Source organism: Mesorhizobium sp. GW821-FHT07A06 (genome assembly GCF_059419085.1).
Genome location: NZ_JBWKRC010000001.1, coordinates 325,386 through 351,985 on the forward strand (window position 1 = coordinate 325,386; position 26,600 = coordinate 351,985).

Sequence of the window (26,600 nt, forward strand, 5' to 3'; positions counted from 1 at the left end):
GGGGGCGGGAGCTTGCCTGTTCTAGTATGGCAACTATTTAAGCCATGGCTTATGGAACTGTTCTTATCTCCGTATGGGCCCCTAATTAGCCCGGTTCCCCGGTGCTGTCGAAAACAAGGGAGTGGCTGTAGCCGCTTCGCATTGTGACAACCGCCCGCCTGAGGGTCTTGCTGTCGCTCTCAAGGTCGATGCGCTGTACGAGGCTGGAGATAAGCCCTTGGGCTCCCTTCCGGTCCTCCTGAGCCAGCCGTCTTATCTCTTCCTGATCCATTTCAAAGTCCACGACAGCCGCCGCGCTCTCACGGTATCTCGCGTCATTCTCACGGATCGCTACTATTTCTCTCCGCTTCGCTTCTATCTGGCGAGCGAGTTCATCGGCCTTCCCCAACAGAACCTTACGGACATCGGCTGTCTCGGCTTCAGCAATACCGGCAAGGACGTTGGACTGCTTGGCCTCAAGGGCACCTATGGTTTCTTCAAGTTCCCGAGAGTGATCGGGACCCGTCTGGTCCTGCGGTATAGGAACAGCCAGGAACCCAATGCGGCCAATCAACTCCCGCTCGAATTGGTCATAGCGCCAGTTGGGCGCGGTGCATCCCGTGCTTTTGAACGACTTCCCCGTGCAGATAAAATAACCCCATACCGCACCGCCCTTCTTGGAGGACGTGAGGACCATCGGGGAGCCGCAATGTCCGCAGTGGACCATGCGAGAAAACAGATTGGATGTGCGACCCACCTGTCTGCTGTGGCGGCGGGCCTTGGTGCGCTGTCGGGTGGCCAGCCATTCCGTCTCACTGATAAGCGCGGGGAAATAGCCGGGCACCTCCTCGCCCTTGAGAACAAGGCAACCATACGCGGCTGGAGAACGGAGGACTTCGCCAACAACGGCTTGAGCCCATGTTTTCCCTGAGGGAGAAGGAATGCCGCGCGTGTTCAGCATCTGTGTGATGGATTGCTGGCCGTGCCCTTCGTTGGCAAGCTCAAAGAGAAGCCGAGCGTCTTCGGCCCGTGCATTCAACTCGTTGGTCTCCCGGTCAATCCAGAAGGGAACCTTTGCGACCTTGATCCTTGCCCCGCCACTTGCGACAGCTGCCCGGGCCTTCTCGGCCTTCCGCTTCCATGCTTCGCCCACACGATAGGACAGCTTGGCGCTGTACTCATGGGCCGCTTGCATGGCCATGAGGGACATCATGAGGTTTGAGAAATTGTCGTCGTAGCCCTCGGACGTGTGGACCCGCTGGTCCGTCAAGGTCACAAGGGTTAGCCCGGTGTCCAAGAGATCAAGGAAGTAGCGAATAGCTCGCGTGGGCTTCACACGGGTGATGCGGTCAATGTTCTCAACAATGAGCACAACTTCATTGGGAATCTTGCCAGACCGCACGTCCCCAACGAACTTGCCCAAGCTGGCCTCTAGGTTCGCGCCCTTGAATGCGCTCACACCATCGTCGAGTAATTCACTGTCGAGGGTAATGCCGTAGATTGCACAGAAGTCCTTGGCATTCTTGGTCTGCCGGTCAAGGCTGTCGCCGTTAGCCTGCTTGCCGGAACTCCAGCGAGCATAGGAGATCGCACGGCGTCCCTTTAGGTCTCGTGGCTGTAGCATGGTTAGGCGGTCTCCCTTGTTGCCGTGGAAGACCGCCCCATACCAGTATGCAGAATTAAAGTCTATGCCAGGTCTGGCTCTTGCAGATCAGGCCGCCGAGCACGCAACCGCTCATCTTGAGCGAGGTGCCCGACAACGTCGCCTTGCCCGAATAGGTCTTGTCGTTTGCCGGGTCGGTGATGCTGCCGGCATACTTGTTGTCCCCGGCCGCCTTGAGCGAGCCGATGGTCTTGCCGGCATATTTGCCTGACTTGAGCGTGATCGAAAACGAGCCACTGCCTGAAATGGCCGCGGTGTCGCCGGCTTGCGTCTTCCAGTTGCCCTCGATCGGATCGGCCCACGCCGTTCCCACCATGATCACTGTGGCTGCAAGGGCCAGGCTCACTTTTCGAAACATCTCTTCCTCCCTTTGGATGGCCGGCCGGATGCTCCGCCTCGCCGGTGTGCCGCTTACGCAAACGTAAGCTAATCCAGCTCCCGCCAAAACAAAAGCGGTGCCGCAGCGGAAGACTTTGGGATTCTGAAGGCGCCTGAATTCGCCTCGTCGCGGAGGAAATGAAAACGACCTGCGCATCGTGTTTGTTTCCCGTGGTTAGCGGAGTGTTGATTCAAGCCTGGAAAATTTTCGTCAAATTTAGCGAAAATCGGCTGAAACACTGGCTTCGTATCCTTAACGAATTTCCGCGTTTACCTCTTGTTTTAGCTTTGTTTTCCTCAAATTAAGCACGCCATTTAACGACGGATTCAAGCCTGACCGGCATTCTCGAAAGCATCGAAAGAGCGGCCCGGACAAGACAAACGGAGGCAGCTCTCGGGAGCCAGACAGGGGACTAAAATGGCACGTTTTGAAATGCTTGAAGCAGGTTTCGGCGCCATGGGGGCAACTGCCCAGGCCGACATCCTTTTCGAACTGGGCATGATGTATGCGACCGGCCGCGACTGCGAGACCGACGTCGTTGCCGCCCACAAATGGTTCAACATCGCTGCCATCAAGGGTTCGGCCCGCGCCGCGGAACTGCGCTCGGAACTGTCGGCGGCGATGTCGAAGGTCGAGATTGCCAAGGCGCTGCGCGAAGCCCGCGAATGGATGACCATGCACTAGGTTTCCGACAGACGGAAAGCTCGGGTCCAGATCGCTCAAAGACGGTCGGGCCACAACAGGGACAAGGCTGCGCAGACGGCCAGGCCACAGGCCAACAACAAGAATGCGGCAGGCGAATAGGTCAAGCCGTACGACTGACCATGATCCCGGAAAGCGGAATCCGGTTTTCGGACAAGATCATGGTCAACAGGAAAGACAGGGACGGCCAAGTTGGGGTTCGCGGCGTGGGGGCGCTGGGGAAACAGCCCGACAGGCAAAAAAGCCATGACCGGCCGGAACAAGGCTGGCGTGGCTTTTTTGCGTGGATGAGGCCTCCCAGGCCCAATCGAGCGGCGTCAATGCGCCTAGACAGGCCCGATGAAGGATGAAATTGTCCCGCCTCTCTGGAAGAAGCGCGGCCGGGGCGGCCGCGCGTGAGTGGAGGAGTTCTATTGCAATGAAAAAAATGAGTATTTTGAGCGCGGCCATTTTCGGCCTGATGATGAGTGCGCCGGTCGCATTCGCCGACGACATCACCGTTTCGGTGGTCGGCCCGATGACGGGACAGCTCGCAACCATTGGCGATCAGTTCAAGCAGGGCGCAAAGGCCGCCGCCGATGCCATCAATGCGGCGGGCGGCGTCAACGGTTCGATGATCAAGCTCGACATCGAGGATGACCAGTGCGATCCCAAACAGGCAGTGTCGGTCGCCAACCGCATCGTCGCCAACGGCGTCAAGTTCATCGATGGGCATGCCTGCTCGGGCTCGAGCATTCCGGCTTCGGCCGTCTATGCCGAAGCCGGCGCGCTGATGATGAGCCCGGCTTCCTCGAACCCGGTGCTGACCGACGCGGCCGCCAAGGCCGGCTGGCCGACGATCATGCGCCTCTATACGCGTGACGATGCACAGGGCGCCTTCATCGGCCCGTGGATCGCCAAGAAGTATGCCGGCAAGAACGTCGTCATCCTGCACGACAAGAGCGCCTATGGCCAGGGCGTGGCTGACGCTGTCAGGGCAACCATGAACACCGGTGGCCTGAAGGAAGTCTACTACGACGCCATCAATCCCGGCGAGAAGGACTATTCCGCGCTTGTCACCAAGCTCAAGGATCTCAAGGCCGACGTCGTCTATTTCGGCGGCTACCATCCTGAAGCCGGCCTGATCCTGCGCCAGTCGGCCGAACAGAACCTTAAGTTCCAGCTGATCATGCCGGATTCGATCGCCTCGCCGGAATTCTGGCAGGTTGCTGGCCCGGCTGGCGAAGGCACCATGTTCGTCTTCCCGTCGGATCCGCAGGCAAAGCCGGAGGCCAAGGCGGCCGTCGAGAAGATCAAGGCCGGCGGCTTCGTGCCGGAAGGCTTCACGCTGTTCTCCTACGCCGTGGTCCAGGCTTTCGCCGAAGGCATCAAGCGTGCCGGCAGCGACGATCCGGCCAAGGTTGCCGAAGCGTTGAAGAACGGCACGCCGATCAGCACCGTTGTCGGCGACGTGACCTTCGACGAGAAGGGCGACCTCAAGAACGCCAGCTACGACATCAACCAGTGGCATGACGGCAAGTACGCGCCGATCGCGCAGTAATCCAAGGCGATAATCCAGAGAAATGGCCGGGTTCGCCCCGGCCATTTTGTTTTTGTGGTCGGCGATGCGCGCCGTCTATCAGCCTGCGGCAGCGGTCGAGGCGGTCTGCTCCTCGACGAACCGCACCAGCACCGTCCCGTCGGTGACCTGCGCACCTTCCGTGGCGATTTCGGCGACCACTCCGTCATGCGGGGCCGCGATGGTGTGCTCCATCTTCATCGCCTCGAGAATCAGGAGAGCTTGTCCCTTGATCACCGTATCGCCCTTTGCCGCGCGCACCAGCTTGACCAGACCCGGCATCGGCGCGCGCAAGCTGCCCGAGGCGGCGGCCGCGTCATCGCTTCTGGCCAAGGGATCCGGCACCGCGAAAGTGTAGCCGATGGCGCCTTCGAAAACAGTGATGTGGCCTGGCCAGCGGGCGAGGCGTGGGGCGACGCGAAAATCATGCGAATTGGCGCTGTCATAGGGCGCGCCGAGCGCCACCTGGAAACGCCCGTCCGGCCGCACGGAAAGCTTTGCCAGAATATCGTCCTCACCGAACTTCAGCCGCGTGCGCCGCGCCACGCCGTGGAAATGCGCATAGCCGGAAAGCGACGACCATGGATCGTTCGATGGCCGCAATAGTCCTGCGCCGGACGCGGCAAGGGCTGCTGCCGAGATGATTTCGCCGGTCGGCGGCGCAACCTCGGTCAGTGCCGATTGATGTCTGCCGATCAGGCCGGTGTCGACATCGCCAGCGCAAAAATCCGGATCGGCGGCGAGAGCGGCAAGAAAGGCGGTGTTGACGGTGGAGCCGGCGATTTCGGTCTGCGACAGCGCTGTGCCGAGTGCTTCCAGCGCGGCTTGCCTGTCCTTTGCATGGACGACCAGCTTCGCGATCATCGGGTCGTAGTAGGGTGAGATGGCATCGCCGGCCCGCACACCGGTCTCGATGCGCATCGTGGCCGCGTCGGGCGCTGTTTCGGGAAATTTCAGATGATGCAGCGTACCCGTAGCCGGCAGGAACCCCTTTGCCGCGTCTTCCGCATAGATGCGCGCCTCGAAGGCATGGCCGGCAAGCGCGATCTCGCTCTGCGACCTAGGCAGCTTTTCGCCGCTGGCGACCCGCAACTGCCACTCGACCAGATCGGTGCCGGTGACCATTTCGGTGACGGGATGCTCGACCTGCAGGCGGGTGTTCATTTCCATGAACCAGAAGCGGTCGGCCTTGAGGCCCTGCGAGGCATCGACGATGAATTCGATGGTGCCGGCGCCGGAATAGTTGATCGCCTTCGCGGCCTTCACTGCCGCCTCTGTCATCGCCTTGCGCAAAGCCGGCGTCATGCCGGGGGCGGGTGCTTCCTCTATCACCTTCTGGTGGCGGCGTTGTGCCGAACAGTCGCGTTCATAGAGGTGCACGGCATTGCCGAAATTGTCGCCGAAGACCTGCACTTCGATATGCCGGGGTTTGTCGACATATTTCTCGACCAGTACGCGGTCGTCGCCAAAAGCAGCCTTTGCTTCACGCCGGGCGCTTGACAGCGCCTCGGAAAAATCATCGGGATGCTCGACCCGCCGCATGCCCTTGCCGCCGCCGCCGGCACGCGCCTTGATCAGCACGGGATAACCGATCTCGCGCGCCTTGGACGCAAGCAGCACGATCTCCTGCGCCTCGCCGTGATACCCCGGAACGACGGGAACGCCGGCTTTCTCCATCAGCCGCTTGGCGGCGTCCTTCAGTCCCATGGCGCGGATCGAGGCCGCCGACGGGCCGATGAAGGTGAGCCCCGCCGCCACCACCTGGTCGACGAAATCGGGATTTTCCGAGAGGAAGCCGTAACCGGGATGGATGGCCTGCGCCCCGGTCGAAAGAGCCGCCGCGACAATCCTGTCGCCGCGCAGATAGCTCTCGCCGACAGGCGAGGGGCCGATATGAACAGCCTCGTCGGCCATCTCGACATGCAGGGATTTCGCGTCGGCGTCCGAATAGACGGCGACGGAGTGCACGCCGAGCTTGCGGGCGGTGCGGATCACACGGCATGCGATCTCGCCCCGATTGGCGATCAGGATCTTGCTAAACATGGAGCCTCCCGGGTTAGTGGCGGGCGGCGCCATTCTGGCAGGCGCCGGCCTATTTCGAAGCGGCGAGACTGCAGGCGCCGGCGACGGTCACCTTGTATTTGCTCTTGCTGGCCTGACAGGATTTCAGTGCCAGTTCCTCGGCCGCCTTCTGTGACGGTGCATTTAGCTTCACGCCACAAATGAAGTACTCGCTCGCCGGAACGATTGGCGTCGCCGCGAAGGCCGAATGGCCCGCGGCTGCGAGATACGCTCCATAGATCTTGCCGCAGCCTCCGGTGGTCCCGACGGGAATGTTTATCGGGTAACGCACGTCGCCCCTGCTGCCTGCCAGCGATCCGGCCGGGTTGGCGGCAGTCGTTGTGAATATTAGTAGACTTGCAAGTATAGAGGCAACCGTACCCCGGTGATATTTCAGCATCATCTTCGCCCTGTCCCCATTGCATTACGCAGAACAAGCAGTAGCGAACATCTTGCCTCGCCGCCAGTACGTTGTCGGGGATTCGAGTTTGCCTATGCTGATGAATCGATTGGTCCATACAGATCAGGCCTCCCGAAGTGCAGCAACGGCGCGCTGGTATAGTTGCGCCGTTTGTTCATCGAAGCAGCAGAAGATGACAGTCGCGGGCATGTTTTTTTCGTCGATGAACGTGCCGATCGTCCCGACAGCGATGTCGGTCGCCTCATCTCTCGGGTAGCGGTAGACACCGGTCGAAATCGCCGGGAATGCCACGGTGCGGCAATCATTGGCGGCCGCGAGTTCCAGCGACTTGCGGTAGCAGGAGGCCAGCAACTCGGCTTCGCCTCTGCCGCCGCCTTGCCAGACTGGCCCGACCGTGTGGATGACATATCGAGCCGGCAGTTTGTAACCCTTGGTGATCTTGGCGTCGCCGACCTTGCACCCGTTCAGCATCCGGCATTCGGACTCAAGCTCGCGGCCCGCCGCGCGATGGATGGCGCCATCGACACCGCCGCCGCCGAGCAGCGACGAATTGGCGGCATTGACGATGACGTCGACATCCAGCTTCGTGATGTCGCCGACGTGGATGCGGATCCTGTCCGGCGCCTTGCTCATTTCACATCCTGAACACGCCGAAGCGCGTGTCCTCGATTTCGGCGTTGAGCGCCGCCGAAAGGCTGAGCGCCAGCACCTCGCGCGTCTTTGCCGGATCGATGATGCCATCGTCCCAAAGACGAGCGGACGAGTAGAGCGGATGGCCCTCGTGCTCGTATTTCATCAGGATCGGCTTCTTGAATTTTGCTTCCTCCTCGGCGCTCCATTCGCCCCCTTTGCGCTCGATGCCCTCGCGCTTGACCATGGCAAGAACGGTCGCCGCCTGCTCGCCGCCCATCACCGAGATGCGGGCATTCGGCCACATCCACAGGAAGCGCGGCGAGTAGGCGCGGCCGCACATGCCGTAATTGCCGGCGCCGAACGAGCCGCCGATGATGACGGTCACCTTCGGAACCCTGGCGGTGGCAACCGCCATCACCAGCTTGGCGCCGTCCTTGGCGATGCCGCCTGCTTCGTATTTCCGGCCGACCATGAAGCCGGTGATGTTCTGAAGGAAGACAAGCGGGATCTTGCGCTGGCAGCACAGTTCGATGAAGTGCGCGCCCTTCAGCGCGCTTTCGGAGAACAAGACACCATTGTTGGCGATGATGCCGACCGGCATGCCGTGGAGATGAGCAAAACCGGTGATCAGCGTCGTGCCGTAGTTCTGCTTGAACTCGTCGAATTCGGAGCCGTCGACGATACGCGCGATCACCTCACGCACATCATAGGGCTGACGCAGATCGGTCGGGACGACGCCATAGAGTTCATCCGCCGAATGAAGTGGCGGAATCGACTTCTGTAAGTTCAGGCTTACAGTCTTGTTCCGATTCAGGTTTTTGACGATGCGACGGCAGATGGCGAGGGCATGTTCGTCATCCATAGCGTAGTGATCGGCGACGCCGGAAAGCCTGGTATGCACGTCCGCGCCGCCGAGATCCTCGGCACTGACATCCTCGCCGGTGGCCGCCTTCACCAGCGGCGGACCGCCGAGGAAAATGGTCGCCTGGTTGCGCACCATGATCGTCTCATCCGACATCGCCGGCACATAGGCGCCGCCGGCCGTACAGGAACCCATGACGCAGGCGATCTGCGGGATGCCGGCCGCGGACATATTGGCCTGATTGTAGAAGATGCGGCCGAAATGTTCGCGGTCCGGAAACACTTCGTCCTGGTTGGGCAGATTGGCGCCGCCGCTGTCGACCAGGTAGATGCAGGGCAGATTGTTCTGCAGCGCGATCTCCTGCGCGCGCAGATGCTTCTTCACCGTCAGCGGATAATAGGTGCCGCCCTTCACCGTGGCATCGTTGACGACGACCATCACCTCGGTGCCTTCGACGCGGCCGATGCCGGCGATCATGCCGGCCGAGGAGATTTCCTCGCCATACATCGACCACGCCGCGAACTGGCCGATCTCGAGGAAAGGCGAGCCGGTGTCGAGCAATTGCGCGAGGCGTTCGCGCGGCAACAGCTTGCCGCGCGAGATGTGGCGCTCGCGCGCCTCCTCCGAACCGCCGCGCTCGACGATGGCGGCTTTTTGGGCGATGTCGGAGACCAGTCCGCGCATGCGTTCGGCATTGGCACGAAAGGTGTCGGAGGAAGGGGAGATCTGGGTCTGGAGGACGGCCATGTTAGACCCCCTCCGCCATGATCTCGCGGCCGATCAGCCAGCGCCGGATTTCGCTGGTGCCGGCGCCGATCTCGTAGAGCTTGGCGTCGCGCAGCAGCCGGCCGGTCGGATAGTCGTTGATATAGCCATTGCCGCCAAGCAGCTGCAGCGCGTCGAGCGCCATCTGCGTCGCCTTTTCGGCCGCGAACAAAACGCAGCCGGCGGCGTCCTTGCGGGTGGTCTGGCCGCGGTCGCAGGCGGCGGCGACGGCATAGACATAGGCGCGCGCGGCATTCATCACCGTGTACATGTCGGCAAGCTTGCCTTGCACAAGCTGGAACTCGCCGATCGCCTGGCCGAACTGCTTGCGTTCGTGCACGTAGGGGATCGCCACGTCGAGGCAGGCGGCCATCAGGCCGATCGGGCCACCGGCAAGCACGGTGCGCTCATAATCGAGCCCCGACATCAGCACCTCGACGCCGCGCCCTTCCTCATGCAGCACATTGTCGAATGGCACCTCGACATCCTCGAACACCAGTTCGCCGGTGTTGGAGCCGCGCATGCCGAGCTTGTCGAGTTTTTGCGCCACGGAAAACCCTGTCATCGCCTTCTCTACGATGAAAGCGGTGATGCCGCGCGATTTCCGCTCCGGATCGGTCTTGGCATAGACGACCAGCGTTTCGGCATCCGGGCCGTTGGTGATCCACATCTTGGTGCCGTTAAGCACATAGCGGTCATTGCGCTTTTCGGCGCGCAACTTGAGCGAGACAACGTCGGAGCCGGCGCCGGATTCCGACATCGCCAGCGCGCCGACACGCTCGCCCGAGCACAGCGGCGGCAGGAATTTCTCCTTCTGCGCCGGCGTTGCCCAGCGGTTGATCTGGTTGACGCAGAGATTGGAATGAGCGCCGTAGGAGAGGCCGACCGACGCGGAGGCACGTGAGATCTCCTCGACGGCAATGACATGGGCAAGGTAACCCATGCCGCTGCCACCGAAATCGGGATCGGCGGTGATGCCGAGTAGGCCGAGCGTGCCGAGTTCGCGCCACAGATGCGCCGGAAATTCGTTGTCGCGGTCGATGTCGCCGGCGATCGGCGCTATCCGGTCCTGGGCGAAGCGCCGCACCATGTCGCGCAGCGCCTCGATATCCTCGTCATGCCCGAAGCCGAGCGTGTTCGTGTACATGTTTTTCCTCCGTGGCGCATGACCCCGAAAATCGACTTCGATTTTCGGAAGGGATCATGCGCGAAAATCAAAGTGGGACAGCGTCCTTTGCGCGTCCGATGGACGCGCGGCGCTGTCTGCGATCTTCGCGCCGACGAGACGCATTGTCATTGAAAGATATGTCGCCGTTACTTCAGGGACCGAAAGCCGCTCGCCGGGCCGGAACCAGACAATGACGCCGGTCATCATCTGGATCAGAGCCATGGCTGTCAGGCCGGTGTCCTCGATGCTGAACACGCCGGCTTCGGCGCCATCACGCAGGATGGCGCGCAGTTCCTTTTCGTAGGCCGTGCGCATGCGCAGGATCTGTGTCAGCCTGTCGGGCGACAGACTGCGCAATTCCATGTTCGACACATGCGTGGCGTGCCGGCGCTCGATATGAAAAGCGATGTGGTTGCGGACATAGGCCGCGAGCTGCTCCGCCGGCTCGGCGCCGGCTGGCCGGGCGTTTTCCCAGGCTTCGCGAAGCCCTTCCATGTGCTCGCGCATCAGCGTGAACAGGAGATCTTCCTTGGTCGGGAAATAGCGGTAGAGCGCGGCCGCCTGCACACCTACTTCGGCGGCCAGTTGGCGCATGGACATCGCCTCGTAGCCATAGCGTGCAATCAGGTTGACCGCCGCCTCGCGGACCGCCGCCTCCGTTCGCTCGCCATCGGATCCTGTGGTGCGTGCCATGATCGCCTCTTTAGGCAGCTATAATAAAACGAACGTTCAATTAATTCAAGAGAGCTATCGAGGCCCGCCTATGCGACAACCCTGAAGTCTCCAGGCGCAATCCAACTCTTGAGTTCCTCTATGTCGATCTGGTGGACCGCGGCACCCGGCGGGCCTTGCCAAAGCAACTCGATCATGGTCGAAACCGCCGCATCCGTGCCGGTCAGCCATGCCGTTACCGATCCATCTCTTTCGTTGCGCACCCAGCCCATCAGGCCAAGCCCTGTCGCTTCGCCTCGCGTCCAGATCCTGTAGCCGACGCCTTGCACCTTGCCGTGGACACGCGCCCGCACCGCCCTTTTCCGGTCTTTCATGGCTCGCTCCCTTGCATGGAATCTGGCGCAGGATCGACCGAAGGCAACTGGCTTGAGGGAGGAGTCTCTTGAATTGTCGGGCGTGTTCGTCCGGAAGATAGATGACTTCCTCCAATAAATAATTGACTTGGTCAACTTTTTTGCGATGATCCGGCGATGAGGAAATCTTCTGGGGCGCCAGACATGCCAACCGATCGGAATGCCTTGGTCAGCGACCTCAGGCGCTTCAACCGTTTCTATACCGGCCTGATCGGGTTGCTCGACGAAACCTTGACCCACAGTGCCCATACGCTGGCCGAGGCGCGAGTACTGTTCGAGCTGGGGCATCGGACCAGGGTTATTGCCACCTACCCTGGCGGCAAGGCAGGCTTCCTGGCGCGGGCGTTTCAACTCGATTTCGCACCAGCGGCATCCGAAATAGCTCGGGATCTAGAGCTGGATCCTGCCTATGTTACGAGAATTCTTCGAAAACTCTCCGCCGCCGGCTTGATCGAAACGCGCGCCGATCCCGACACCCTGCCTCGGCGCGTCCTCTCGCTCACCGCACACGGCCGCGACGCGCTTGCAGCACTTCAGTCGGCCGCGGATCGCGACCTTATCCGCTTGACCGAGGGGCTGGGCGACGAGGAGGCCGCCGAGTTGTCGGACGTGCTGGCACGCGTCAGGAGGCTGCTCGGTGGCGCGACGGATTCCGGGCGCGGCGAAATCGCCTAGCGCAATTCCAGGAAAAGTGTGAGCGGTTCTCGGGACAAGCGCGTAGCGCTTGCCCTTGGGAATTGCGTCAAAACAAAGAGTCAGAGCGGTTCGCCGTTTCCGCGAAACGGTGAAATGCTCTAGTTCCCTCGCGCCGCGGCCAGCGCGCCGGGCAATTCCTCGGCGAAAATATCCAGTTCGTGATCGAGGCCGACGCTGACGCGAATGCAGCGGTCGAGCCCTGGCGCCATCGGCTTGCGGATGAATACATCGCGCGACAACAGCCCCTGCAGCACTTTCAGCGCGAAGGCGCCATCATGGCCGCAGTCGATGGTGACGAAATTGGTCGCCGAGGCCAAAGGCTTCAATCCGTTCTGCTCGGCGATATCAGCGATGCGGCGGCGGCCGGCGGCCACGCGCGCAACCACGGTCTCTAGATAGGCCTGGTCGGCGAGCGCCTCGACGCCGGCGATCTGCGCCATGCGGCTGACGCCGTAGTGATTGCGGATTTTTTCGAAGTCGCGGATTACCTGCGCCTCCGCCACCGCATAGCCGCAGCGTATACCGGCAAGCCCGTAAGCCTTCGAAAACGTTCGCATGCGGACAACGTTTGGCCGCGAGATATCGATCGGTGGCAGGGCCGAGGCTGGCCCCAGTTCGCCATAGGCCTCGTCGAGCACCAGCATGGTGGTTTCAGGCAACGCCTCGATGAAACGGATGATCTCGTGCGCCTCCCACCAACTGCCCATCGGATTGTCTGGGTTGGACAGGTAGACCAGTGGCGCCTTTTCCCTGATGGCCGCCGCGAGCAAACCCTCCAGGCTTTCCTTGTCGTTTTCATAGGCAACCGTGATCAGCCGCCCGCCGACGCCGGCAACATGAAAGTTGAAGGTCGGATAAGCACCGAGCGAGGTGACCACCGCGTCGCCTGGCGCCACATACATGCGTGCCACAAGGCTGAGCAGGCCGTCTATGCCTTCGCCGACGACGACGTTCCCGACCGCCACGTGGTGATGCGCGGCAGCCGCGACCTTCAGGTCGAAATTGTCGGGATCGCAATACATCCATTGGTCGCGCGCGACACTCTCCATGCGGGCGATGACGCGCGGCGAAGGACCAAAACTGCTCTCGTTGGCGCCGATGCGGGCTCGGAAGGCGCGCCCGCGCTCACGCTCCTGTGCTTCCGGGCCGACGAACGGCACGGTGGACGGAAGCGCGGCGATGAGCGGCGTTAGGGGAGGGCGCAGACGCATGACGGAAGCTCGCATGGACAGGGAGACTTCTTGCTAGCGTGACCGGATGGCTGGCGCAAGCACCCCGCGGCCTCGGCCGCAACGCTGGATTCCTTCGCCTCTTTTTGCTAGCGAGGCACCATGAACAATCGTCTGCCGCCCGCATGGTCCAAACACATCAAACCTGGCCCCACGCCGAAACCAAATCTGCCGACGGCAAATTCGCTTTCACGTCGGCAGGCTGACGAAGCGCTGCTGCAACAGGCTTACGCCTTCCAGCAGGCCAAGCGCCTCAACGAAGCTCAGGACCTGTGCCTGCGAGTTCTGTCGCGTACACCAAATCACCCCCTCGCTCTGTATATTCTGGGGACCATTTGCCTGGGCTATGAGGATGAGGCGGCTTTGCGATATTTCGCGCGAGCGGTCGATGCGGAACCCAAGAACCCCTATTACCATCTTGGTCTGGCCTCGGCCTATGTGAAGGTAAGCGAGTATTCGCCAGCAATAAAGCATATGCAGCATGCCTTGGAGTTGCAGCCAAACCTTATCGAGGCGCTTTGTGCATTGGCGGATGCTTATGTTGAGTTTGACAAGCCCGAGATGGCTTTGCCGCTGTATGAGAAGGCTCTGAAAATCAACCCGGATCATCCCAAGGTTAGGATCGGACTGGCTAGTGCGCTTACCAGTGTGGGACGGATGGAGGAAGCCGCTGGTTACCTCCATCAGTCAATCGAACGTCGCATCGCTGTGCCGACAGCCTACAACGAACTTGTCCAGACGCAAAAGTTCACGGAAGAGCCCAAAGAGCTCAAATCCATCCTCGGTGAACTCGGAAATCCCAAGCTCGACCCGGACGGAGCGGAAAAGCTCCATCTGGCGGCCGGTAAGGTGCTGAACGACCTCAAGCGCTACAAAGATGCGTTCGAGCATTTCAACAAGTCGAAACAGGTCTCCGGCCGTAACTTCGATATCGATCTTTATCGTCGCTGGGTTGATGCGCTGATCGAGACTTTCACGCCTGAGATGCTGGCTGCCAGGACTGGTTTTGGAAATCCATCCGAAGTTCCTGTGTTCGTGGTCGGCATGCCTCGCTCGGGAACGACGCTTACGGAGCAGATTTGCGCAAGTCATCCCGATGTCCATGGCGCTGGCGAACTTATGAAGCTCAGGCGGGTCGCCAATGCGATCGGACTTAGAAAGTCGTCGGCCAGGGATTTGAACCAGGCGATCGCGTCGATCACAAAAAACCTGTCCGGAACATTGGCTGAAGAGCACTTGGCTTATCTGAGCGAGCGGGCACCTGCCGCCCGTCGGATCGTGGATAAGATGCCGCATAATTTTGAACTGATCGGTTTGATCGGCCTTCTCTTCCCCAACGCGCGCATCATTCATTGCCGTCGTGATGCGATCGACAATTGCGTCTCTTGCTTTGTCTTGAGATTCGGCGAGGGACACGCCTACAACACCGACCTGAGAATGCTTGGCCTGTACTACCGCGAGTATGATCGGCTGATGCAGCATTGGAACAAGGTTTTTCCGGGCCTGATCTTCGAAAACAGTTACGAGACACTGGTCGAGGATCAGGAAGCGCAGTCCCGCCGTCTGATAGATTATCTTGGGCTGCCTTGGGATGACGCCTGCTTGCGCTTTTTCGACAGGGACAGTTCGGTCAATACGCCCAGCCGCTGGCAGGTTCGTCAGCCGATCTACAAATCTTCCGTCAAGCGTTGGAAAAATTATGAGACGGAGATTCAGCCGCTGATTGAAGCGCTGGGCGACCTTGCGGACATCTAACAACAGCTTGCGGCTCGGAATTGGATGCTGCGGCAAAGAGTGCCGCGTCTGTTGTGATCAACACCCCTGCTCGAGCAAAAAAAGGCCTTGCGGCCAACGCATGGGCTGTCTGCTGTAAGCCGTCGATATGGTCAGACGTTCTGGATTCGATTGGCTTTTTTTGCTAGTTAGGAATGATGAATAATCGTCTTCCGCCTGCGTGGTCCAAACATCTCAAAGCCGCCGCCGCTCCGAAACCTGGATTGCCACGGCCACCTCTGGCAAATCCGCCGAAAACAAATTCGTTTGCACGCGCACAGGCTGACGATTTGTTGCTGAAGCAAGCCTATGACCATCAACAGGCCAAGCGGCTTGATGAGGCTCAGGACCTGTGCCTGCAGGTTTTGGCGCGCACGCCAAACCATCCGCTGGCGCTCTATATCTTGGGCACGGTTTATCTCGGCTATGACGACGAGGCGGCTCTGCGTTATTTCGCACGCGCTGTCGGCGAGGAGCCTAGAAACCCCTTTTATCATCTTAGCCTCGGTGAGGCCTATGGCAAGCTGAGCGAATTTTCAGCCGCGATCAAACACATCCGGTACGCCTTGGAAGTGCAGCCCGATCTTGTAGAGGCCCTGTGTGCCCTCGGTCGCGTTTATACCCAGTTCGACAAACCCGACCTGGCCTTGCCGCTTTATGAGAAGGCGATGAAAATCAACCGCGACCACCCCAAGGCGCGGATCGGAATGGCAGCCTCGCTCACCGGCCTTGGGCGCATGGAGGAGGCCGGCGTCTATCTCAGACAGGCGATCGAACACCGCATTGACGTTGCGGCGGCTTATTACGACCTCGTGCAGAGCCGAAAGTTTATCGAAGAGCCTGCGGAACTTCAATCGATCCTTCGCGAACTAGACGGTCCGCGACTTAAATCGGAGGCCGTGCAGAATCTGCATTACGCGGCCGGCAAGGTGCTGAACGACCTCAAGCGCTACGCCGAGGCGTTCGACCATTTCAACAAGGCGAAACAGGCCGCCGGCTACAAGTTCGACATCGATCAGTATCGTCGTTTCGTGGATCTGACCATTGAAACCTTCACGCCGGATCTGTTTGCCGCAAGGTCCAGTTACGGGAACCCTTCCGAAGCACCTGTGTTCGTGGTCGGGATGCCGCGCTCCGGGACGACACTGACCGAACAAATATGCGCCAGTCATCCCGATGTTCATGGCGCCGGAGAGCTTAGCAAACTGAGGCGGGTAGCGAACGCGATCGGTCTGAACCCCTCGGCTTCTGATTTCAACAAGCCGATCATGACGGTCACCGAAGGCTTGTCCAGAACGTTGGCCGAAGAGCATCTTTCCTATCTGCGGGAGCGCGCTCCGACCGCGCAGCGAATCATCGATAAAATGCCGCACAATTTCGAGTTGATCGGCCTCCTCACCCTGCTCTTTCCCAATGCCCGCATCATTCACTGCCGCCGCGATGCGATCGACAATTGCGTTTCATGCTTTGTCCTGCCTTTCAGCTCGGCACATAGTTACAATTCAGACCTGCGGGCACTCGGCCTCTATTACCGGGAATATGACCGCTTGATGCGTCACTGGAACGAGGTTTTCCCCGGTCGGATCTTTGAAAATCGCTACGAGACGCTTGTAGAGGATCAAGAGGCGCAGTCGCGCCGGCTCATCGATTATCTCGGCCTTCCCTGGGATGACGCATGCCTGCGCTACTTCGATAGGGAAGGGGCGGTCACCACGCCCAGCCGCTGGCAGGTTCGCCAGCCGATCTACAAATCTTCCGTGAAGCGCTGGAAGAATTACGAGGGCGAGATCGCCCCCTTGATCGAAGCCTTGGGTGATTTGGCTGACATCTGATCTTCAGTAAGGCCGCTTTGAGGGCATGGCAATGCGCCAGGAGGCAACGCGTTGAAGGCGCGTCGTTGGTTCTGCTGTGCATGATTTTTTTGGGTGCCGTAATCGTATCAAGCCGATTTCAGCAAAGAGGTATCAGCATCGCCTGACCTAAATCGGTATCTATGTCCTGAAAGATCGTGCTCCAGTCGAGCGCCGCGGCTGGCTTGAGTCCGAATCTGCGCGGTGCGGTGTGGTAAGTTCGCGATTCCTGACATTTCCGGTCGGAACTGCTTCAAGACAATCAGATAGGGCCGCCAGCTGTTCGCGGAAGGGCGATAAGTCGCCACGGCTTGGCGGCAAGCTCGCGCAAGATTTGCATGTCAAACGAAAAACCCGGCGATTGCCCGCCGGGTTCTCCTTTCCTAGAAATATCTGGTCTTAGAAGTCGCGCTGGAAGCGGATGAGGCCGCCGACGCTGTTCTTCTTGGTAGCTCCAGTCCAGTTGGAGTTGTCCAAATCACCGAACCTGCCGTCGTGGAGGTAATCAACTTCGCCGGTGACCGTGAAGCCCGGAACGAGCGTGTAGGCAATGTTCGCCGCGACACCGTAGTTCTTGAACTGATCGCCCGATACCTGCGCGTTGAAGGACGCCTTGTCGGTGAACTTGTAAGTACCGCCAGCCCAGAAAGCCCAGTGACCGCCCCAAGGCTTGTAGAAGGAGCGAGCGAGTCCAACATCGCCAAGTTTGCCGTCGCTGCCGTAACCGACCATTCCGAACAAGGACAGTTCATTGGTCACGTTCACATCGAGGCGAACCTTGCCGGACACATTTTCGTAGTTGCTGTCATAAGCAACGACGCCGACGATGTCGCCCCAGCCCTGCGTGTACTTCACGCCGCCGACAACATGCGGAACATAGCTGTCGATCGTGCCCACGCCATAACCATTGTAGTTGGTAGCGGAAGCAACGGAACCACCCGAACCTTCTTCCAGCGAGACGACTGCCGAGAAACCGTTGCCGGCATCGAAGTAGTACTGGATCTCATTGGTCTGGAACCCGCCGTAAGGAACCAGCGTATCCTGGATGACGTTGCCGGCATAACCGACGAACGTGTCGAAGGCCGATTCGTCGAGACCGACGCGCAGACCGCCGAGCTGGGCCCATGCGAAGTGCAGATCGAAGGCCTTGTTGCCGGCAGCGTTGACTCCAAATCCGTCATAGCCAGCATCAGCGTTATGGTTGCCGAAATTCATGCGCATTTCGGTGTAGGTCTTCAAGGTGCCGAGTTCGGTTTCCTGGCCGGTCCAGGTCTTAAGCGTGAAGCGCTCATTCTTCAGCCAGGTGCCCTGGTCCTTGCCGCTCGTGACATCGCTTGTGCGAGCACCATCAAACGAACCGATATCGCCGCCGGAGGCATCATAACGGATGTAGCCGCCGATGCGCAGGCAGGTCTCGGTGCCCGGGATGTAGAAGTAGCCAGCGCCGTAGACGTCGCAGATCTTGACGTATTCAGCGGGTTCCGGCTCGGCGACGACGACGGCGTCGGCGGCGCGCGCACCGGAAACTGCGATCAGGGCCGCAGCGGAGCCGAGGAGAAGGCTCTTAATGTTCATTTTCTGACCTCCAGTCAGAATCGAAGGCGGAGGTCAGAGAAAAACAGATTCAATGGCTGTTTTTCGTTTTATATCAGACAGATAGCATTCTTTGGTCGTCAGCGGCGCTCGGTTCGCCAGAATCGCTTCTAGCAAAAGCCTTGCCCGATCCGGTCTTGAAATACCGCTCCAACTGCCGTGCACTGGCCTCGGTTTCGACCGCAATATACGTCTTCAAGGCGACAGGCAGATGAGCCTTGGTCGATGCCACATAGCCTGATTGATGTGATTCGAACCGGCGTCGAAGGTCGTTTGTCGACCCGACATAGACGTCACCGTCATGGAGCTGCGGGAAATAAACGTACCACATAGTCCCCCTACGCTACTCCGTAGCTTCGGGCGACACCCTACGCCCTTCGCGCGCTGGGGTGGCCTGCCACCCGAAGCCCAAAGGGCGTAGGGTGGCGGAGAGGATGGGATTCGAACCCACGAGAAGCTTTTGACCTCTACTCCCTTAGCAGGGGAGCGCCTTCGACCACTCGGCCACCTCTCCGTTGCGCCGGTGGATAAAGAAAAGCGCCGGCACAATCAACAAGCCCGCGCCATTATATGGAAAAATAACAGCGGGCCGGAACGGCGGGTTTACCTGGTACGGCCGTTTTGCGGCAACTCCCTGGCTGGTGACTCGCGGCCCTGCCATGATTCCGTCGGCCGATTGCCGGATTCAGCGCGAAATGAGCTGATACGGCAGGCCTGATGGTTAACAAGAGGTTTCTGAGTGAGGCCAAATCGTGTCATTTGTGCAACAACGCCGGGGGATAGCAGCCGAACAGTCCTTTCGCTTGTACGATCGTTGTTGAACGCCGCCGGCTCATGGGTAATGTCGGTTTCGAGGAAGCGGCGCGGTGCGCATCTTTTTCGGTAGTGGGGATGGGGCAGGGAACGCTGTCCTTCAGCAAAGAATACCCAGACCCGTTTTTTAACTTTTGACTGGAGGTCAGAAAATGAACATCAAGAGCCTTCTTCTCGGCTCCGCTGCGGCCCTGATCGCAGTTTCCGGTGCGCGCGCCGCCGACGCCGTCGTCGTCGCCGAGCCGGAACCCGCTGAATACGTCAAGATCTGCGACGTCTACGGCGCTGGCTACTTCTACATCCCGGGCACCGAGACCTGCCTGCGCATCGGCGGCTATGTCCGTTACGACATCGGCGCCGGCGATATCGGCACGTTCGACGGTGCTCGTGCTACCGACGTGCAGAACGGCAAGGACCAGGGCACCTGGAAGAAGAACGCGCGCTTCACGCTGAAGACCTGGACCGGCCAGGAAACCGAACTCGGCACGTTGAAGACCTACACCGAGACCCGCTTCAACTTCGGCAACACCCGCAACAGCGGTCGCGCAAGCTACAATCCGTACACCGAATCGTACAATGCCGGTGCTACCAACTCGGGCATCTCGCTGAACTTCGCCTGGATCCAGCTTGGTGGTCTCCGCGTCGGTAAGGACGAATCGGCTTTCGATACGTTCATCGGCTATGCCGGCAACGTCATCCAGGACACCATCGTTCCCTACGGCGGCTTCGATACCAATGTCGTGCAGTATTACTTCGACGCCGGCAACGGCTTCTCGGCCGTGGTCTCACTCGAAGAAGGTTATGGCAACGTCGGTACGATCGACAGCTATGTCCCGCATGTCGTCGGTGGCGTGAAGTGGACGCAGGGCTGGGGTGCCATCACGGGCGTCGTCGCTTATGACAGCAACTACGAAGAAGTTGCCGGCAAGGTACGCTTGGATGTGAACGTTTCCAACGAACTGTCGCTTTGGGTAATGGGCGGCTATGGCAGCGACAACAACCTCAACGACAATGCCAACAACGCCGTCCCTGCTTTCGGTCGCGGCATGTACAAGATCTGGGGTGGCAACTGGGCAGTGTGGGGCGGTGGCACCTACAAGTTCAACGAGAAGACCTCGTTCAACGCTCAGGTTTCGTATGACGACTGGAAGAATCTCGGCGTTGCCGCGAACATCTCCTATGACATCGTCCCCGGCTTCAACGTTACGGCAGAAGTTGACTACCAGCGCGTCGGTCAGGGCTCTATCGACAACGGATCGGTTTGGGCTCACGCCGAAAAGAAGAGCAACCTCGGCGGCATCATCCGCTTCCAGCGCTCCTTCTAAGGGCTGGTTCCTTACAGGTGAAATCCAGCCCGGGCGCACAAACGCCCGGGCTGTTTTTGTTTCGTGACTGGGTCAACGCAAACGAAGGAAGAGGGGGAATCGGTAGCTGAACAAATCCGCAGAGTGATTTCGTGGGATTCGCCGATGGGCGGATGAGATCACAACCGCGTGATTAAAACTCTTGAAAGGACGCTTCCAAGCGGATAGGGCTGATCTATCCACTCGGGGGTGCGACGGATTATGACCAACGAAGCGATCCAGGAGGCTAGCCCCTCAGATCCGTTTTCGATGTTTTCTTCTCAGAATTCGAAGATCAAGTACACCTATAACAAGATAAGAGAAGTAAAGTCGTACCGAGTCGGAGAGCTTTTTTCAGCCTATCGGGACATACTGTGGGATGACGGGCGGCATAAATACAATGTCAGCTCATTCATCGGCGAAATAGATGAAATTCTCCTTGGGGAGCGTTTCAGCGCCTTTGACCAGAGTACCCTTGATAACCTTATCGGCACCTTGCGCCAGCGCGGCAACAGCAACGCAACCATCAATCGAAAGATGGCTGCTCTCAGCAAACTGCTGCGCAAGGCCTACAAGATGGGAGATATCCACAGCCTGCCCGAGTTCCGCCGTCAGAAAGAGCGGGCGGGACGGATTCGGTTCCTTGAGAGGGACGAAGAGGCAAGGCTGTTCGCCGCGATCAGAAGCCGCAGTGAGGATGCCTACAGGCTTTCCGTCTTCCTGGTCGACACCGGATGCCGTCTCGGCGAAGCGCTCGGGCTGATCTGGAACGACATTCAGGAACATCGCGTCAGTTTCTGGATCACCAAATCCGGCCGCAGCCGCACCATTCCGATGACCGAGCGTGTCAAGGAAGTCATCAAGCTGCCTCCGGCCGAAGGGCGCCGGCCCAAGGGCCCGTTCACCAAGCTCAGCCAGGCACAGTTCCGTGCCATCTGGAATGACGCGAAGGCCGAAGTCGGTCTTGGCGCCGACGACCAGGTCGTGCCGCACATCTTGCGTCACACCTGCGCCTCGCGCCTTGTCCAGGGCGGCATCGACATCAGGCGCGTGCAGATGTGGCTTGGCCACCAGACTCTTTCGATGACCATGCGCTACGCGCATCTGGCCACCAACGATCTCGACGGCTGTGTCGTCGTGCTGGAAACGCCGCGAAGCGAGGATGCGTCGCGCGGTAGTGAAAGCTCGGCCTTCTCTTCCCCGCTGACAGCGCCTTCGGCGCCTAAGCCGGGCAAAACGAGCGAGGCGGGTGCGGCGAAGCCGGCAAAAGCCTTGCGGAAAAGCTCAAAGGCCAAATAATTCCAACAGGCGCGGCTATACTGTTGCTGTGACCCCAGGGCCAGATCTGGTCTTGGGGTTACTTTATTCAGTCTTGGCGTTCAGCCCGATCAAGAAAGGCCGCTATATCGCCAGGCAGACTGCTGGTTTCGAGGAATGGTGCGTGCCCCTGACCCTCGACGGTGATCGTCTCCATGCCGGGATGGCGTTTTCGCATGTCCTCGAGCGTTGCGGTGGAGAGCAGTTTGGAATTGCCGCCGCGGATGGCAAGCAGTGGCACGGCGACCAGCGCATCGAATTGCGGCCACAGATCCGGCAACGGCTTGCTGAAATCGATTCCGGCCAGAGTGTCGATCAACGCCGGATCGAAATCGGGCACCAGTCCGCCATCCGTGTTGCGGTAGAGCGCACCCACCATCCGAGCCCAGTCCGCATGGGTAAGGGCCGGAAAGTCGCCGCCATGCGTGCGCCGCTGCGCGTCCACGGCTTCATCAAATGTCTTCGGCTTCGGCGAGCGCTCAAGATAGGATCGGATGTTGGCAAAGCCTCCGGCTTCGATCACAGGTCCGATGTCATTGAGCACAATGGCTTTCAGCACCGCCGGCTTCAATGCCCCGAGCACATGGATGATCAGGCCGCCGCGCGAAGTGCCGATGAAAGCTGCGTGGTCAATGCCAAGTGCCGCGAGCCCGGCCAGGACATCGCCGGCTTCGACACCGACATTATAGTGGGCGATGTCGGGATCGTAGGCCGACATCGCTCGCCCTCGATAATCGAAAGCCACGACCTGGCGTGCAGTGCCGGCGCGCTGCGACAGATAGAGCGCAAGATCATGAAAGTCGCGAGCATTGCGGGTCAGGCCGGGCAGGCAGACTACCGGCCAGTCGCTGGTACTGGCCTTGCCGTAGACGCGGGCGTGAAGCTTCAACCCGTCCGGCGCCGCATAAAAGAAGTCGGTGAAGCCTTTGTCGCTCGACATTTAAAATGCTGCCCTGGCTGGATAGACCAAAGACAGCTACAGGCGAGGGCAGCGCTGGTCAAATGAAAGACGCTCATTGCCTTCTTTCTCACGGGAAGAGGGGAAGCCTCAACTGCGTCCGTTCACCAGATCTCCGACGATGTCGTATTTGCCGGAAATACGCATCTTGTAGACTTCGTAATTCTCCATCACGCGCTGTACGTAACTTCTTGTTTCCGTGTAGGGAATCCGCTCGATCCAGTCCACCACCGCATCGATGTCCTTGCCACGCGGGTCGCCGTATTTCGCCACCCACTGGCTGGCCCGGTTGGGGCCGGCATTGTAGCCGGCGAAGGTGAGCACATAGGAGCCGTTGAAGCGGTCGAGCTGTTCGCCAAGGAAGGCTGAACCGAGCGTCGCATTGTAGCCGGCGTCGGTGGTCAGCCGGGCCTGCGAAAACTGCAACCCGGCCTTCTTCGCCAATTGCTTGGCCGTCCCCGGCATCAGCTGCAGCAGCCCACGCGCGCCGGCACTTGATACGGCGCCGATGTTGAATTCGCTTTCCTGGCGGGCGATCGCATAGGCCAGCGCCTTGCCCGAACCGGAAATATTGGCCGAATCAGGGATAACGCCGAGCGGATGCGACAGCGCGCCGACATCGATGCCGCGCGCGCCGGCGATCTTGCCGACTTTCAGCGCCATGAAATGGTTGCCCTGCTTCTCGGCGAGGACCGCGAGCAGCGCCAATTCGCCCGGGCTGGTCAATTGCCCGGCAAGGTCGCGATAAAGCGTTTCGGCATAGCGGTCGTAGCCTGCCTCCTGCAGGCGTTTGATGGCGCTGACGGCCTCGCGGTCGGCAAAGTTCTGCCGGTCGGCAGCGCTCGGCTGGGGATAGACGATATTGAGTGCCTGGCGGCCGACGCGTTCGGCGGCAAGCTGGCCGTAAAAGGTCGTGCCATAGGCAGCCGCACGCCCAAAATAGTCCTTGGCATTGCCCGGCCCGCCGACTTCCGCCGCACGACCGAGCCAGTAATAGGCGCGCGACAATGTCATCGGCCCCTGCGCCAGTTCGGCGATGCGCGAAAAATGCGTGGCGGCAAGCTTGGGGTCGTTGAGGCCGCGCAGCGCATACCAGCCGGCGTGGAACTCGGCCTCGGCCGCATTGGCCGCGCTTTCGGCGGCATGCGTGGCGACGATCCGATAAGCCGTCTTCATGTCGCCCTGGTCGACCAGTTCGCGCGACAGCACCCGGCGTTCGACCCACCAGGCGTCCGGATCGACCAAAGCCTCGCGGTCCGTCGGCGCCTTCATCACAACGGCGGCGGCACCGGCAAAATCTTCCTGCTTGCGAAGATATTCGGCCTGCGCGAAGAAATAGCCGGCCGACCGCTGCGATGCCGGCACTGCCTTCAGCAGTTTCAGCGCGTTCTTGTCACCTCTGTCGGCCGCGGCCCAGGCATCGGCGAACTGCTGGGCGCCGGCCAGGCCGGCAACCCGCAGGGCGGAGTTCACCCGATCGGCATAGAACATACGATCCATGCGAAAACGGTGGTCGGCGGCGGGGATCAGACCGCCGAACTCCTTGATCAACGCCGTCTCGTCCTTGGCTTCCAGAATCGCGGTGCGCCAGAACGGCGACAGCACCGAGCGTGCCGCCTTGGCGTTGCCCCCCGCCACATAGGCGCGAGCGAGAACCATGACGCCTTCGAACGTTTGCGGCTGGCTGCCATTGAATGCCGCAATGACGATCCCGGGGGCGGGGTTCTCCCGATAGAGCGCGCGCTCGCTGTTCTTGCGCAAGGCGACGGTGCCCGGCCAGTTGGGCAGCATCCTCGCGGCCGCGGCGATATCGCCGCTCGGAACCTTGTCGCCGCCGTAAAGGGCGATCGCCCAAGCCAGAATATGCAGGTCGAGCGATTGAGCCGGAAGCGCGTCGCGCACAGCGCGGGCGCCTGGAATATCGCCGGCCGCCAGTGCGTCCAATCCGCTCTTCAACATGGCGACGCCGGGTGAGGGCGCCTGCTGCGCCCCGTCCTGCGGGCTGGGCATCGGGATTGCCGAGGTGACCTGCACATCCACGCTGCCGCTGATCGCCACACCGGGCATCAGCGCGGCGATGGCGCCAAGCAGCGCGAAGAGGTGGGGCCGACTGGCCGGCATGATCTCGTGTCTTTCCTAATCCAGCATTTTACCAGAAGGCGAAGAAGCCTCGAAGCCTAAACTTAGGTCGTGAAGGGCCCGTAAACAAAGAGTTATCGAGGCCGTTCGAATTGCGCTTGCTGGCACCATGGCAATGCTTGCCGCGCAACCATGTCGAGACTATGGTGCGCGGCTTCGCTTTCGGCTAGAAGGCGCACGACAAACCGACTGATAAAACCCAAGAAGTCCCAAGGAGTTGGACGACATGCTGAGAGGCTCGCTTACTGCGCTCGTGACACCGTTCGAAAAGAGCGGGCGTTTCGACGAGAAAGCCTTTCGCGCATTTGTCGAATGGCAACTCGCGGAAGGCACGACAGGCCTGGTTCCCGTCGGCACGACCGGCGAGTCGCCGACCCTGTCGCATGATGAGCATCGCCATGTCGTCAAGGTCTGCATCGAGGTGGCCAGGGGCCGCGCTCCGGTCGTCGCCGGCGCCGGTTCCAACAACACCGCGGAAGCAGTCGGGCTCGTGCAATATGCCGAGAAAGCCGGTGCCGACGCCGCCTTGGTCGTCACGCCCTATTACAACAGGCCGACACAGCGCGGCCTCTACGAGCACTTCGCCGCCGTCGCCAGGGCGACGAAGCTGCCGATCATCATCTACAACATACCGCCGCGCTCGGTGATCGACATGATGCCGGAGACGATGGGCCGGCTGGCGCACGACTTCAAGAACATCGTCGGCGTCAAGGATGCGACCGGCAAGGTTGAGCGTGTGTCCGAGCAGCGCATGACCTGCGGCAAGGATTTCATCCAGCTGTCCGGCGAGGATGCTTCGGCGCTCGGCTTCAACGCCCATGGCGGTGTCGGCTGCATCTCGGTGACGTCGAATGTCGCGCCGCGGCTGTGCGCCGAATTCCAGGAAGCGACGCTGTCCGGCGACAGTGCAAAAGCGCTTGAGTTGCAGGATCGCCTCTTGCCGCTGCACAAGGCGATCTTTCTCGAACCCGGCGTGTCCGGCGCCAAATACGCGCTGTCGAAGCTCGGCAAGGTCGAGAACGTGCTGCGTTCGCCGCTGGTCACGATCGAGGAGTCGACCGCGGCAAAGATCGATGCGGCCATGAAGCACGCCGGCTTGATTAATTGAGGATGAGGCGCCACCTCTCCACATCATGAATCAAGTCAGAAAAGCCGATCCCAACAACAAGACCGTTGCGGAGAACCGCAAGGCGCGGTTTTCCTATGAGGTGCTCGACACGATCGAGGCCGGCTTGGTGCTGACCGGCACCGAGGTCAAGTCGCTGCGCCAGGGCCAGGCCAACATCCAGGACAGCTACGCTTCGGTCGAAGGCGGCGAGATCTGGCTGATCAATTCCTATCTGCCGGAATATCTGCAGGCCAATCGCTTCAATCACGAGCCCCGGAGGCGCCGCAAACTCCTGCTCAACAAGCGCGAGATGGCCAAGCTGTCGCAGAGCGTCGACCGCGAGGGGATGACCCTGGTGCCGCTAAAGATCTATTTCAACGACCAGGGCCGCGCCAAGCTGCTGCTCGCCGTTGGCCGTGGCAAGAAACTGCACGACAAGCGTGAAACCGAAAAGCAGCGCGACTGGTCGCGCGAGAAGGGCCGGCTCTTGAAGGAGCGTGGGTGA

23 protein-coding genes and 1 tRNA gene are annotated in these 26,600 nt (G+C 60.3%); 9 read left to right on the plus strand and 15 right to left on the minus strand.

Annotated elements, in window-relative coordinates:
- Positions 1-85: 85 nt before the first annotated feature.
- Both AC07SZ_RS01540 and AC07SZ_RS01545 read right to left on the minus strand, forming a co-directional pair.
- A complete protein-coding gene (locus AC07SZ_RS01540; protein WP_494913067.1) occupies positions 86-1,603 on the minus strand; it encodes a recombinase family protein in 1,518 nt (505 codons plus the stop codon).
- A gap of 55 nt (positions 1,604-1,658) precedes the next feature.
- On the minus strand, positions 1,659-2,000 hold the full coding sequence (locus AC07SZ_RS01545) for a DUF2147 domain-containing protein (protein ID WP_494913068.1): 342 nt from the start codon (positions 1,998-2,000) through the stop codon (positions 1,659-1,661).
- A gap of 438 nt (positions 2,001-2,438) precedes the next feature.
- Between AC07SZ_RS01545 and AC07SZ_RS01550 the strand changes: the two genes are divergently transcribed.
- Together AC07SZ_RS01550 and AC07SZ_RS01555 are read left to right on the plus strand one after the other, a co-directional pair.
- The gene (locus AC07SZ_RS01550) at positions 2,439-2,705 is read left to right on the plus strand and encodes an SEL1-like repeat protein (RefSeq protein ID WP_010915070.1); all 267 of its coding nucleotides are present in this window, start codon (positions 2,439-2,441) and stop codon (positions 2,703-2,705) included.
- Positions 2,706-3,141: 436 nt separating this feature from the next.
- The gene (locus tag AC07SZ_RS01555) at positions 3,142-4,263 is read left to right on the plus strand and encodes a branched-chain amino acid ABC transporter substrate-binding protein (protein WP_056563508.1); all 1,122 of its coding nucleotides are present in this window, start codon (positions 3,142-3,144) and stop codon (positions 4,261-4,263) included.
- 78 nt (positions 4,264-4,341) lie between these two features.
- Here the strand turns inward: AC07SZ_RS01555 and AC07SZ_RS01560 are convergent, their stop codons facing one another.
- From AC07SZ_RS01560 to AC07SZ_RS01590, 7 genes are all read right to left on the minus strand, one after another.
- Positions 4,342-6,324, minus strand: a complete 1,983-nt coding sequence (locus tag AC07SZ_RS01560) for an acetyl/propionyl/methylcrotonyl-CoA carboxylase subunit alpha (RefSeq protein WP_494913069.1) — start codon at positions 6,322-6,324, stop codon at positions 4,342-4,344.
- A 49-nt stretch (positions 6,325-6,373) separates the two neighbouring features.
- Positions 6,374-6,745, minus strand: coding sequence for a hypothetical protein (locus AC07SZ_RS01565; protein ID WP_494913070.1), 372 nt, complete (start codon positions 6,743-6,745; stop codon positions 6,374-6,376).
- A 120-nt stretch (positions 6,746-6,865) separates the two neighbouring features.
- The gene (locus AC07SZ_RS01570; protein WP_494913071.1) at positions 6,866-7,396 is read right to left on the minus strand and encodes an O-acetyl-ADP-ribose deacetylase; all 531 of its coding nucleotides are present in this window, start codon (positions 7,394-7,396) and stop codon (positions 6,866-6,868) included.
- Position 7,397: 1 nt separating this feature from the next.
- Positions 7,398-9,005: a carboxyl transferase domain-containing protein gene (locus AC07SZ_RS01575; protein ID WP_056563495.1), complete on the minus strand. Its 1,608-nt coding sequence runs from the start codon at positions 9,003-9,005 to the stop codon at positions 7,398-7,400.
- Position 9,006: 1 nt separating this feature from the next.
- A complete protein-coding gene (locus tag AC07SZ_RS01580; protein WP_494913072.1) occupies positions 9,007-10,170 on the minus strand; it encodes an isovaleryl-CoA dehydrogenase in 1,164 nt (387 codons plus the stop codon).
- A gap of 54 nt (positions 10,171-10,224) precedes the next feature.
- A complete protein-coding gene (locus AC07SZ_RS01585; RefSeq protein WP_494913073.1) occupies positions 10,225-10,884 on the minus strand; it encodes a TetR/AcrR family transcriptional regulator in 660 nt (219 codons plus the stop codon).
- 68 nt (positions 10,885-10,952) lie between these two features.
- Entirely contained in the window at positions 10,953-11,237 is a 285-nt protein-coding gene (locus AC07SZ_RS01590) for an acylphosphatase (RefSeq protein ID WP_056563486.1), read from the minus strand.
- 183 nt (positions 11,238-11,420) lie between these two features.
- Between AC07SZ_RS01590 and AC07SZ_RS01595 the strand changes: the two genes are divergently transcribed.
- On the plus strand, positions 11,421-11,951 hold the full coding sequence (locus tag AC07SZ_RS01595) for a MarR family winged helix-turn-helix transcriptional regulator (RefSeq protein WP_056563482.1): 531 nt from the start codon (positions 11,421-11,423) through the stop codon (positions 11,949-11,951).
- 119 nt (positions 11,952-12,070) lie between these two features.
- On the opposite strand, the gene AC07SZ_RS01600 is transcribed toward AC07SZ_RS01595, so the two are convergent.
- Positions 12,071-13,183 (minus strand): pyridoxal phosphate-dependent aminotransferase, encoded by a 1,113-nt coding sequence (locus AC07SZ_RS01600; RefSeq protein WP_494913074.1) that lies wholly within the window; start codon positions 13,181-13,183, stop codon positions 12,071-12,073.
- A 120-nt stretch (positions 13,184-13,303) separates the two neighbouring features.
- Here AC07SZ_RS01600 and AC07SZ_RS01605 point away from each other — a divergent pair, with 120 nt between their 5' ends.
- Positions 13,304-14,956 (plus strand): tetratricopeptide repeat-containing sulfotransferase family protein, encoded by a 1,653-nt coding sequence (locus AC07SZ_RS01605; RefSeq protein ID WP_494913075.1) that lies wholly within the window; start codon positions 13,304-13,306, stop codon positions 14,954-14,956.
- A gap of 176 nt (positions 14,957-15,132) precedes the next feature.
- The gene (locus AC07SZ_RS01610) at positions 15,133-16,806 is read left to right on the plus strand and encodes a tetratricopeptide repeat-containing sulfotransferase family protein (RefSeq protein WP_494913076.1); all 1,674 of its coding nucleotides are present in this window, start codon (positions 15,133-15,135) and stop codon (positions 16,804-16,806) included.
- Positions 16,807-17,223: 417 nt separating this feature from the next.
- Here the strand turns inward: AC07SZ_RS01610 and AC07SZ_RS01615 are convergent, their stop codons facing one another.
- The 3 genes from AC07SZ_RS01615 to AC07SZ_RS01625 all read right to left on the minus strand — a co-directional run bounded on the left by AC07SZ_RS01615 (position 17,224) and on the right by AC07SZ_RS01625 (position 18,931).
- On the minus strand, positions 17,224-18,399 hold the full coding sequence (locus AC07SZ_RS01615; protein ID WP_065004963.1) for a porin: 1,176 nt from the start codon (positions 18,397-18,399) through the stop codon (positions 17,224-17,226).
- A 73-nt stretch (positions 18,400-18,472) separates the two neighbouring features.
- Positions 18,473-18,748, minus strand: a complete 276-nt coding sequence (locus AC07SZ_RS01620; RefSeq protein ID WP_494913077.1) for a GIY-YIG nuclease family protein — start codon at positions 18,746-18,748, stop codon at positions 18,473-18,475.
- A gap of 92 nt (positions 18,749-18,840) precedes the next feature.
- Positions 18,841-18,931: transfer RNA gene (locus tag AC07SZ_RS01625), tRNA-Ser, on the minus strand.
- A 451-nt stretch (positions 18,932-19,382) separates the two neighbouring features.
- On the opposite strand from AC07SZ_RS01625, the gene AC07SZ_RS01630 reads away from it, so the two are divergent.
- A complete protein-coding gene (locus tag AC07SZ_RS01630; RefSeq protein ID WP_494913078.1) occupies positions 19,383-20,555 on the plus strand; it encodes a porin in 1,173 nt (390 codons plus the stop codon).
- A 240-nt stretch (positions 20,556-20,795) separates the two neighbouring features.
- Positions 20,796-21,872, plus strand: coding sequence for a tyrosine-type recombinase/integrase (locus tag AC07SZ_RS01635; RefSeq protein ID WP_200957745.1), 1,077 nt, complete (start codon positions 20,796-20,798; stop codon positions 21,870-21,872).
- Positions 21,873-21,939: 67 nt separating this feature from the next.
- On the opposite strand, the gene AC07SZ_RS01640 is transcribed toward AC07SZ_RS01635, so the two are convergent.
- Positions 21,940-22,830: an alpha/beta fold hydrolase gene (locus AC07SZ_RS01640; protein ID WP_494913079.1), complete on the minus strand. Its 891-nt coding sequence runs from the start codon at positions 22,828-22,830 to the stop codon at positions 21,940-21,942.
- 108 nt (positions 22,831-22,938) lie between these two features.
- Positions 22,939-24,969, minus strand: a complete 2,031-nt coding sequence (locus AC07SZ_RS01645; RefSeq protein WP_494913080.1) for a lytic transglycosylase domain-containing protein — start codon at positions 24,967-24,969, stop codon at positions 22,939-22,941.
- A 244-nt stretch (positions 24,970-25,213) separates the two neighbouring features.
- On the opposite strand from AC07SZ_RS01645, the gene dapA reads away from it, so the two are divergent.
- Together dapA and smpB are read left to right on the plus strand one after the other, a co-directional pair.
- Positions 25,214-26,095 carry a 4-hydroxy-tetrahydrodipicolinate synthase gene (gene dapA, locus AC07SZ_RS01650; RefSeq protein WP_494913081.1) on the plus strand — a complete coding sequence of 294 codons (882 nt, stop codon included), beginning with the start codon at positions 25,214-25,216 and terminating at the stop codon, positions 26,093-26,095.
- 25 nt (positions 26,096-26,120) lie between these two features.
- A complete protein-coding gene (smpB, locus tag AC07SZ_RS01655; RefSeq protein ID WP_006202221.1) occupies positions 26,121-26,600 on the plus strand; it encodes an SsrA-binding protein SmpB in 480 nt (159 codons plus the stop codon).

Bases quoted from the DNA above. Each gene is read 5' to 3' on its own strand.
- AC07SZ_RS01630 (WP_494913078.1), top strand. From the start codon at position 19,383: ATGAACATCAAGAGCCTTCTTCTCGGCTCCGCTGCGGCCCTGATCGCA.
- AC07SZ_RS01635 (WP_200957745.1), top strand. From the start codon at position 20,796: ATGACCAACGAAGCGATCCAGGAGGCTAGCCCCTCAGATCCGTTTTCG.
- AC07SZ_RS01540 (WP_494913067.1), bottom strand. From the start codon at position 1,603: ATGCTACAGCCACGAGACCTAAAGGGACGCCGTGCGATCTCCTATGCT.
- AC07SZ_RS01575 (WP_056563495.1), bottom strand. From the start codon at position 9,005: ATGGCCGTCCTCCAGACCCAGATCTCCCCTTCCTCCGACACCTTTCGT.
- AC07SZ_RS01555 (WP_056563508.1), top strand. From the start codon at position 3,142: ATGAAAAAAATGAGTATTTTGAGCGCGGCCATTTTCGGCCTGATGATG.
- AC07SZ_RS01620 (WP_494913077.1), bottom strand. From the start codon at position 18,748: ATGTGGTACGTTTATTTCCCGCAGCTCCATGACGGTGACGTCTATGTC.
- AC07SZ_RS01640 (WP_494913079.1), bottom strand. From the start codon at position 22,830: ATGTCGAGCGACAAAGGCTTCACCGACTTCTTTTATGCGGCGCCGGAC.
- AC07SZ_RS01550 (WP_010915070.1), top strand. From the start codon at position 2,439: ATGGCACGTTTTGAAATGCTTGAAGCAGGTTTCGGCGCCATGGGGGCA.
- AC07SZ_RS01585 (WP_494913073.1), bottom strand. From the start codon at position 10,884: ATGGCACGCACCACAGGATCCGATGGCGAGCGAACGGAGGCGGCGGTC.
- smpB (WP_006202221.1), top strand. From the start codon at position 26,121: ATGAATCAAGTCAGAAAAGCCGATCCCAACAACAAGACCGTTGCGGAG.
- AC07SZ_RS01600 (WP_494913074.1), bottom strand. From the start codon at position 13,183: ATGCGTCTGCGCCCTCCCCTAACGCCGCTCATCGCCGCGCTTCCGTCC.
- AC07SZ_RS01615 (WP_065004963.1), bottom strand. From the start codon at position 18,399: ATGAACATTAAGAGCCTTCTCCTCGGCTCCGCTGCGGCCCTGATCGCA.
- AC07SZ_RS01610 (WP_494913076.1), top strand. From the start codon at position 15,133: ATGAATAATCGTCTTCCGCCTGCGTGGTCCAAACATCTCAAAGCCGCC.
- AC07SZ_RS01595 (WP_056563482.1), top strand. From the start codon at position 11,421: ATGCCAACCGATCGGAATGCCTTGGTCAGCGACCTCAGGCGCTTCAAC.
- AC07SZ_RS01545 (WP_494913068.1), bottom strand. From the start codon at position 2,000: ATGTTTCGAAAAGTGAGCCTGGCCCTTGCAGCCACAGTGATCATGGTG.
- AC07SZ_RS01590 (WP_056563486.1), bottom strand. From the start codon at position 11,237: ATGAAAGACCGGAAAAGGGCGGTGCGGGCGCGTGTCCACGGCAAGGTG.
- AC07SZ_RS01645 (WP_494913080.1), bottom strand. From the start codon at position 24,969: ATGCCGGCCAGTCGGCCCCACCTCTTCGCGCTGCTTGGCGCCATCGCC.
- AC07SZ_RS01580 (WP_494913072.1), bottom strand. From the start codon at position 10,170: ATGTACACGAACACGCTCGGCTTCGGGCATGACGAGGATATCGAGGCG.
- AC07SZ_RS01570 (WP_494913071.1), bottom strand. From the start codon at position 7,396: ATGAGCAAGGCGCCGGACAGGATCCGCATCCACGTCGGCGACATCACG.
- AC07SZ_RS01565 (WP_494913070.1), bottom strand. From the start codon at position 6,745: ATGATGCTGAAATATCACCGGGGTACGGTTGCCTCTATACTTGCAAGT.
- AC07SZ_RS01605 (WP_494913075.1), top strand. From the start codon at position 13,304: ATGAACAATCGTCTGCCGCCCGCATGGTCCAAACACATCAAACCTGGC.
- dapA (WP_494913081.1), top strand. From the start codon at position 25,214: ATGCTGAGAGGCTCGCTTACTGCGCTCGTGACACCGTTCGAAAAGAGC.
- AC07SZ_RS01560 (WP_494913069.1), bottom strand. From the start codon at position 6,324: ATGTTTAGCAAGATCCTGATCGCCAATCGGGGCGAGATCGCATGCCGT.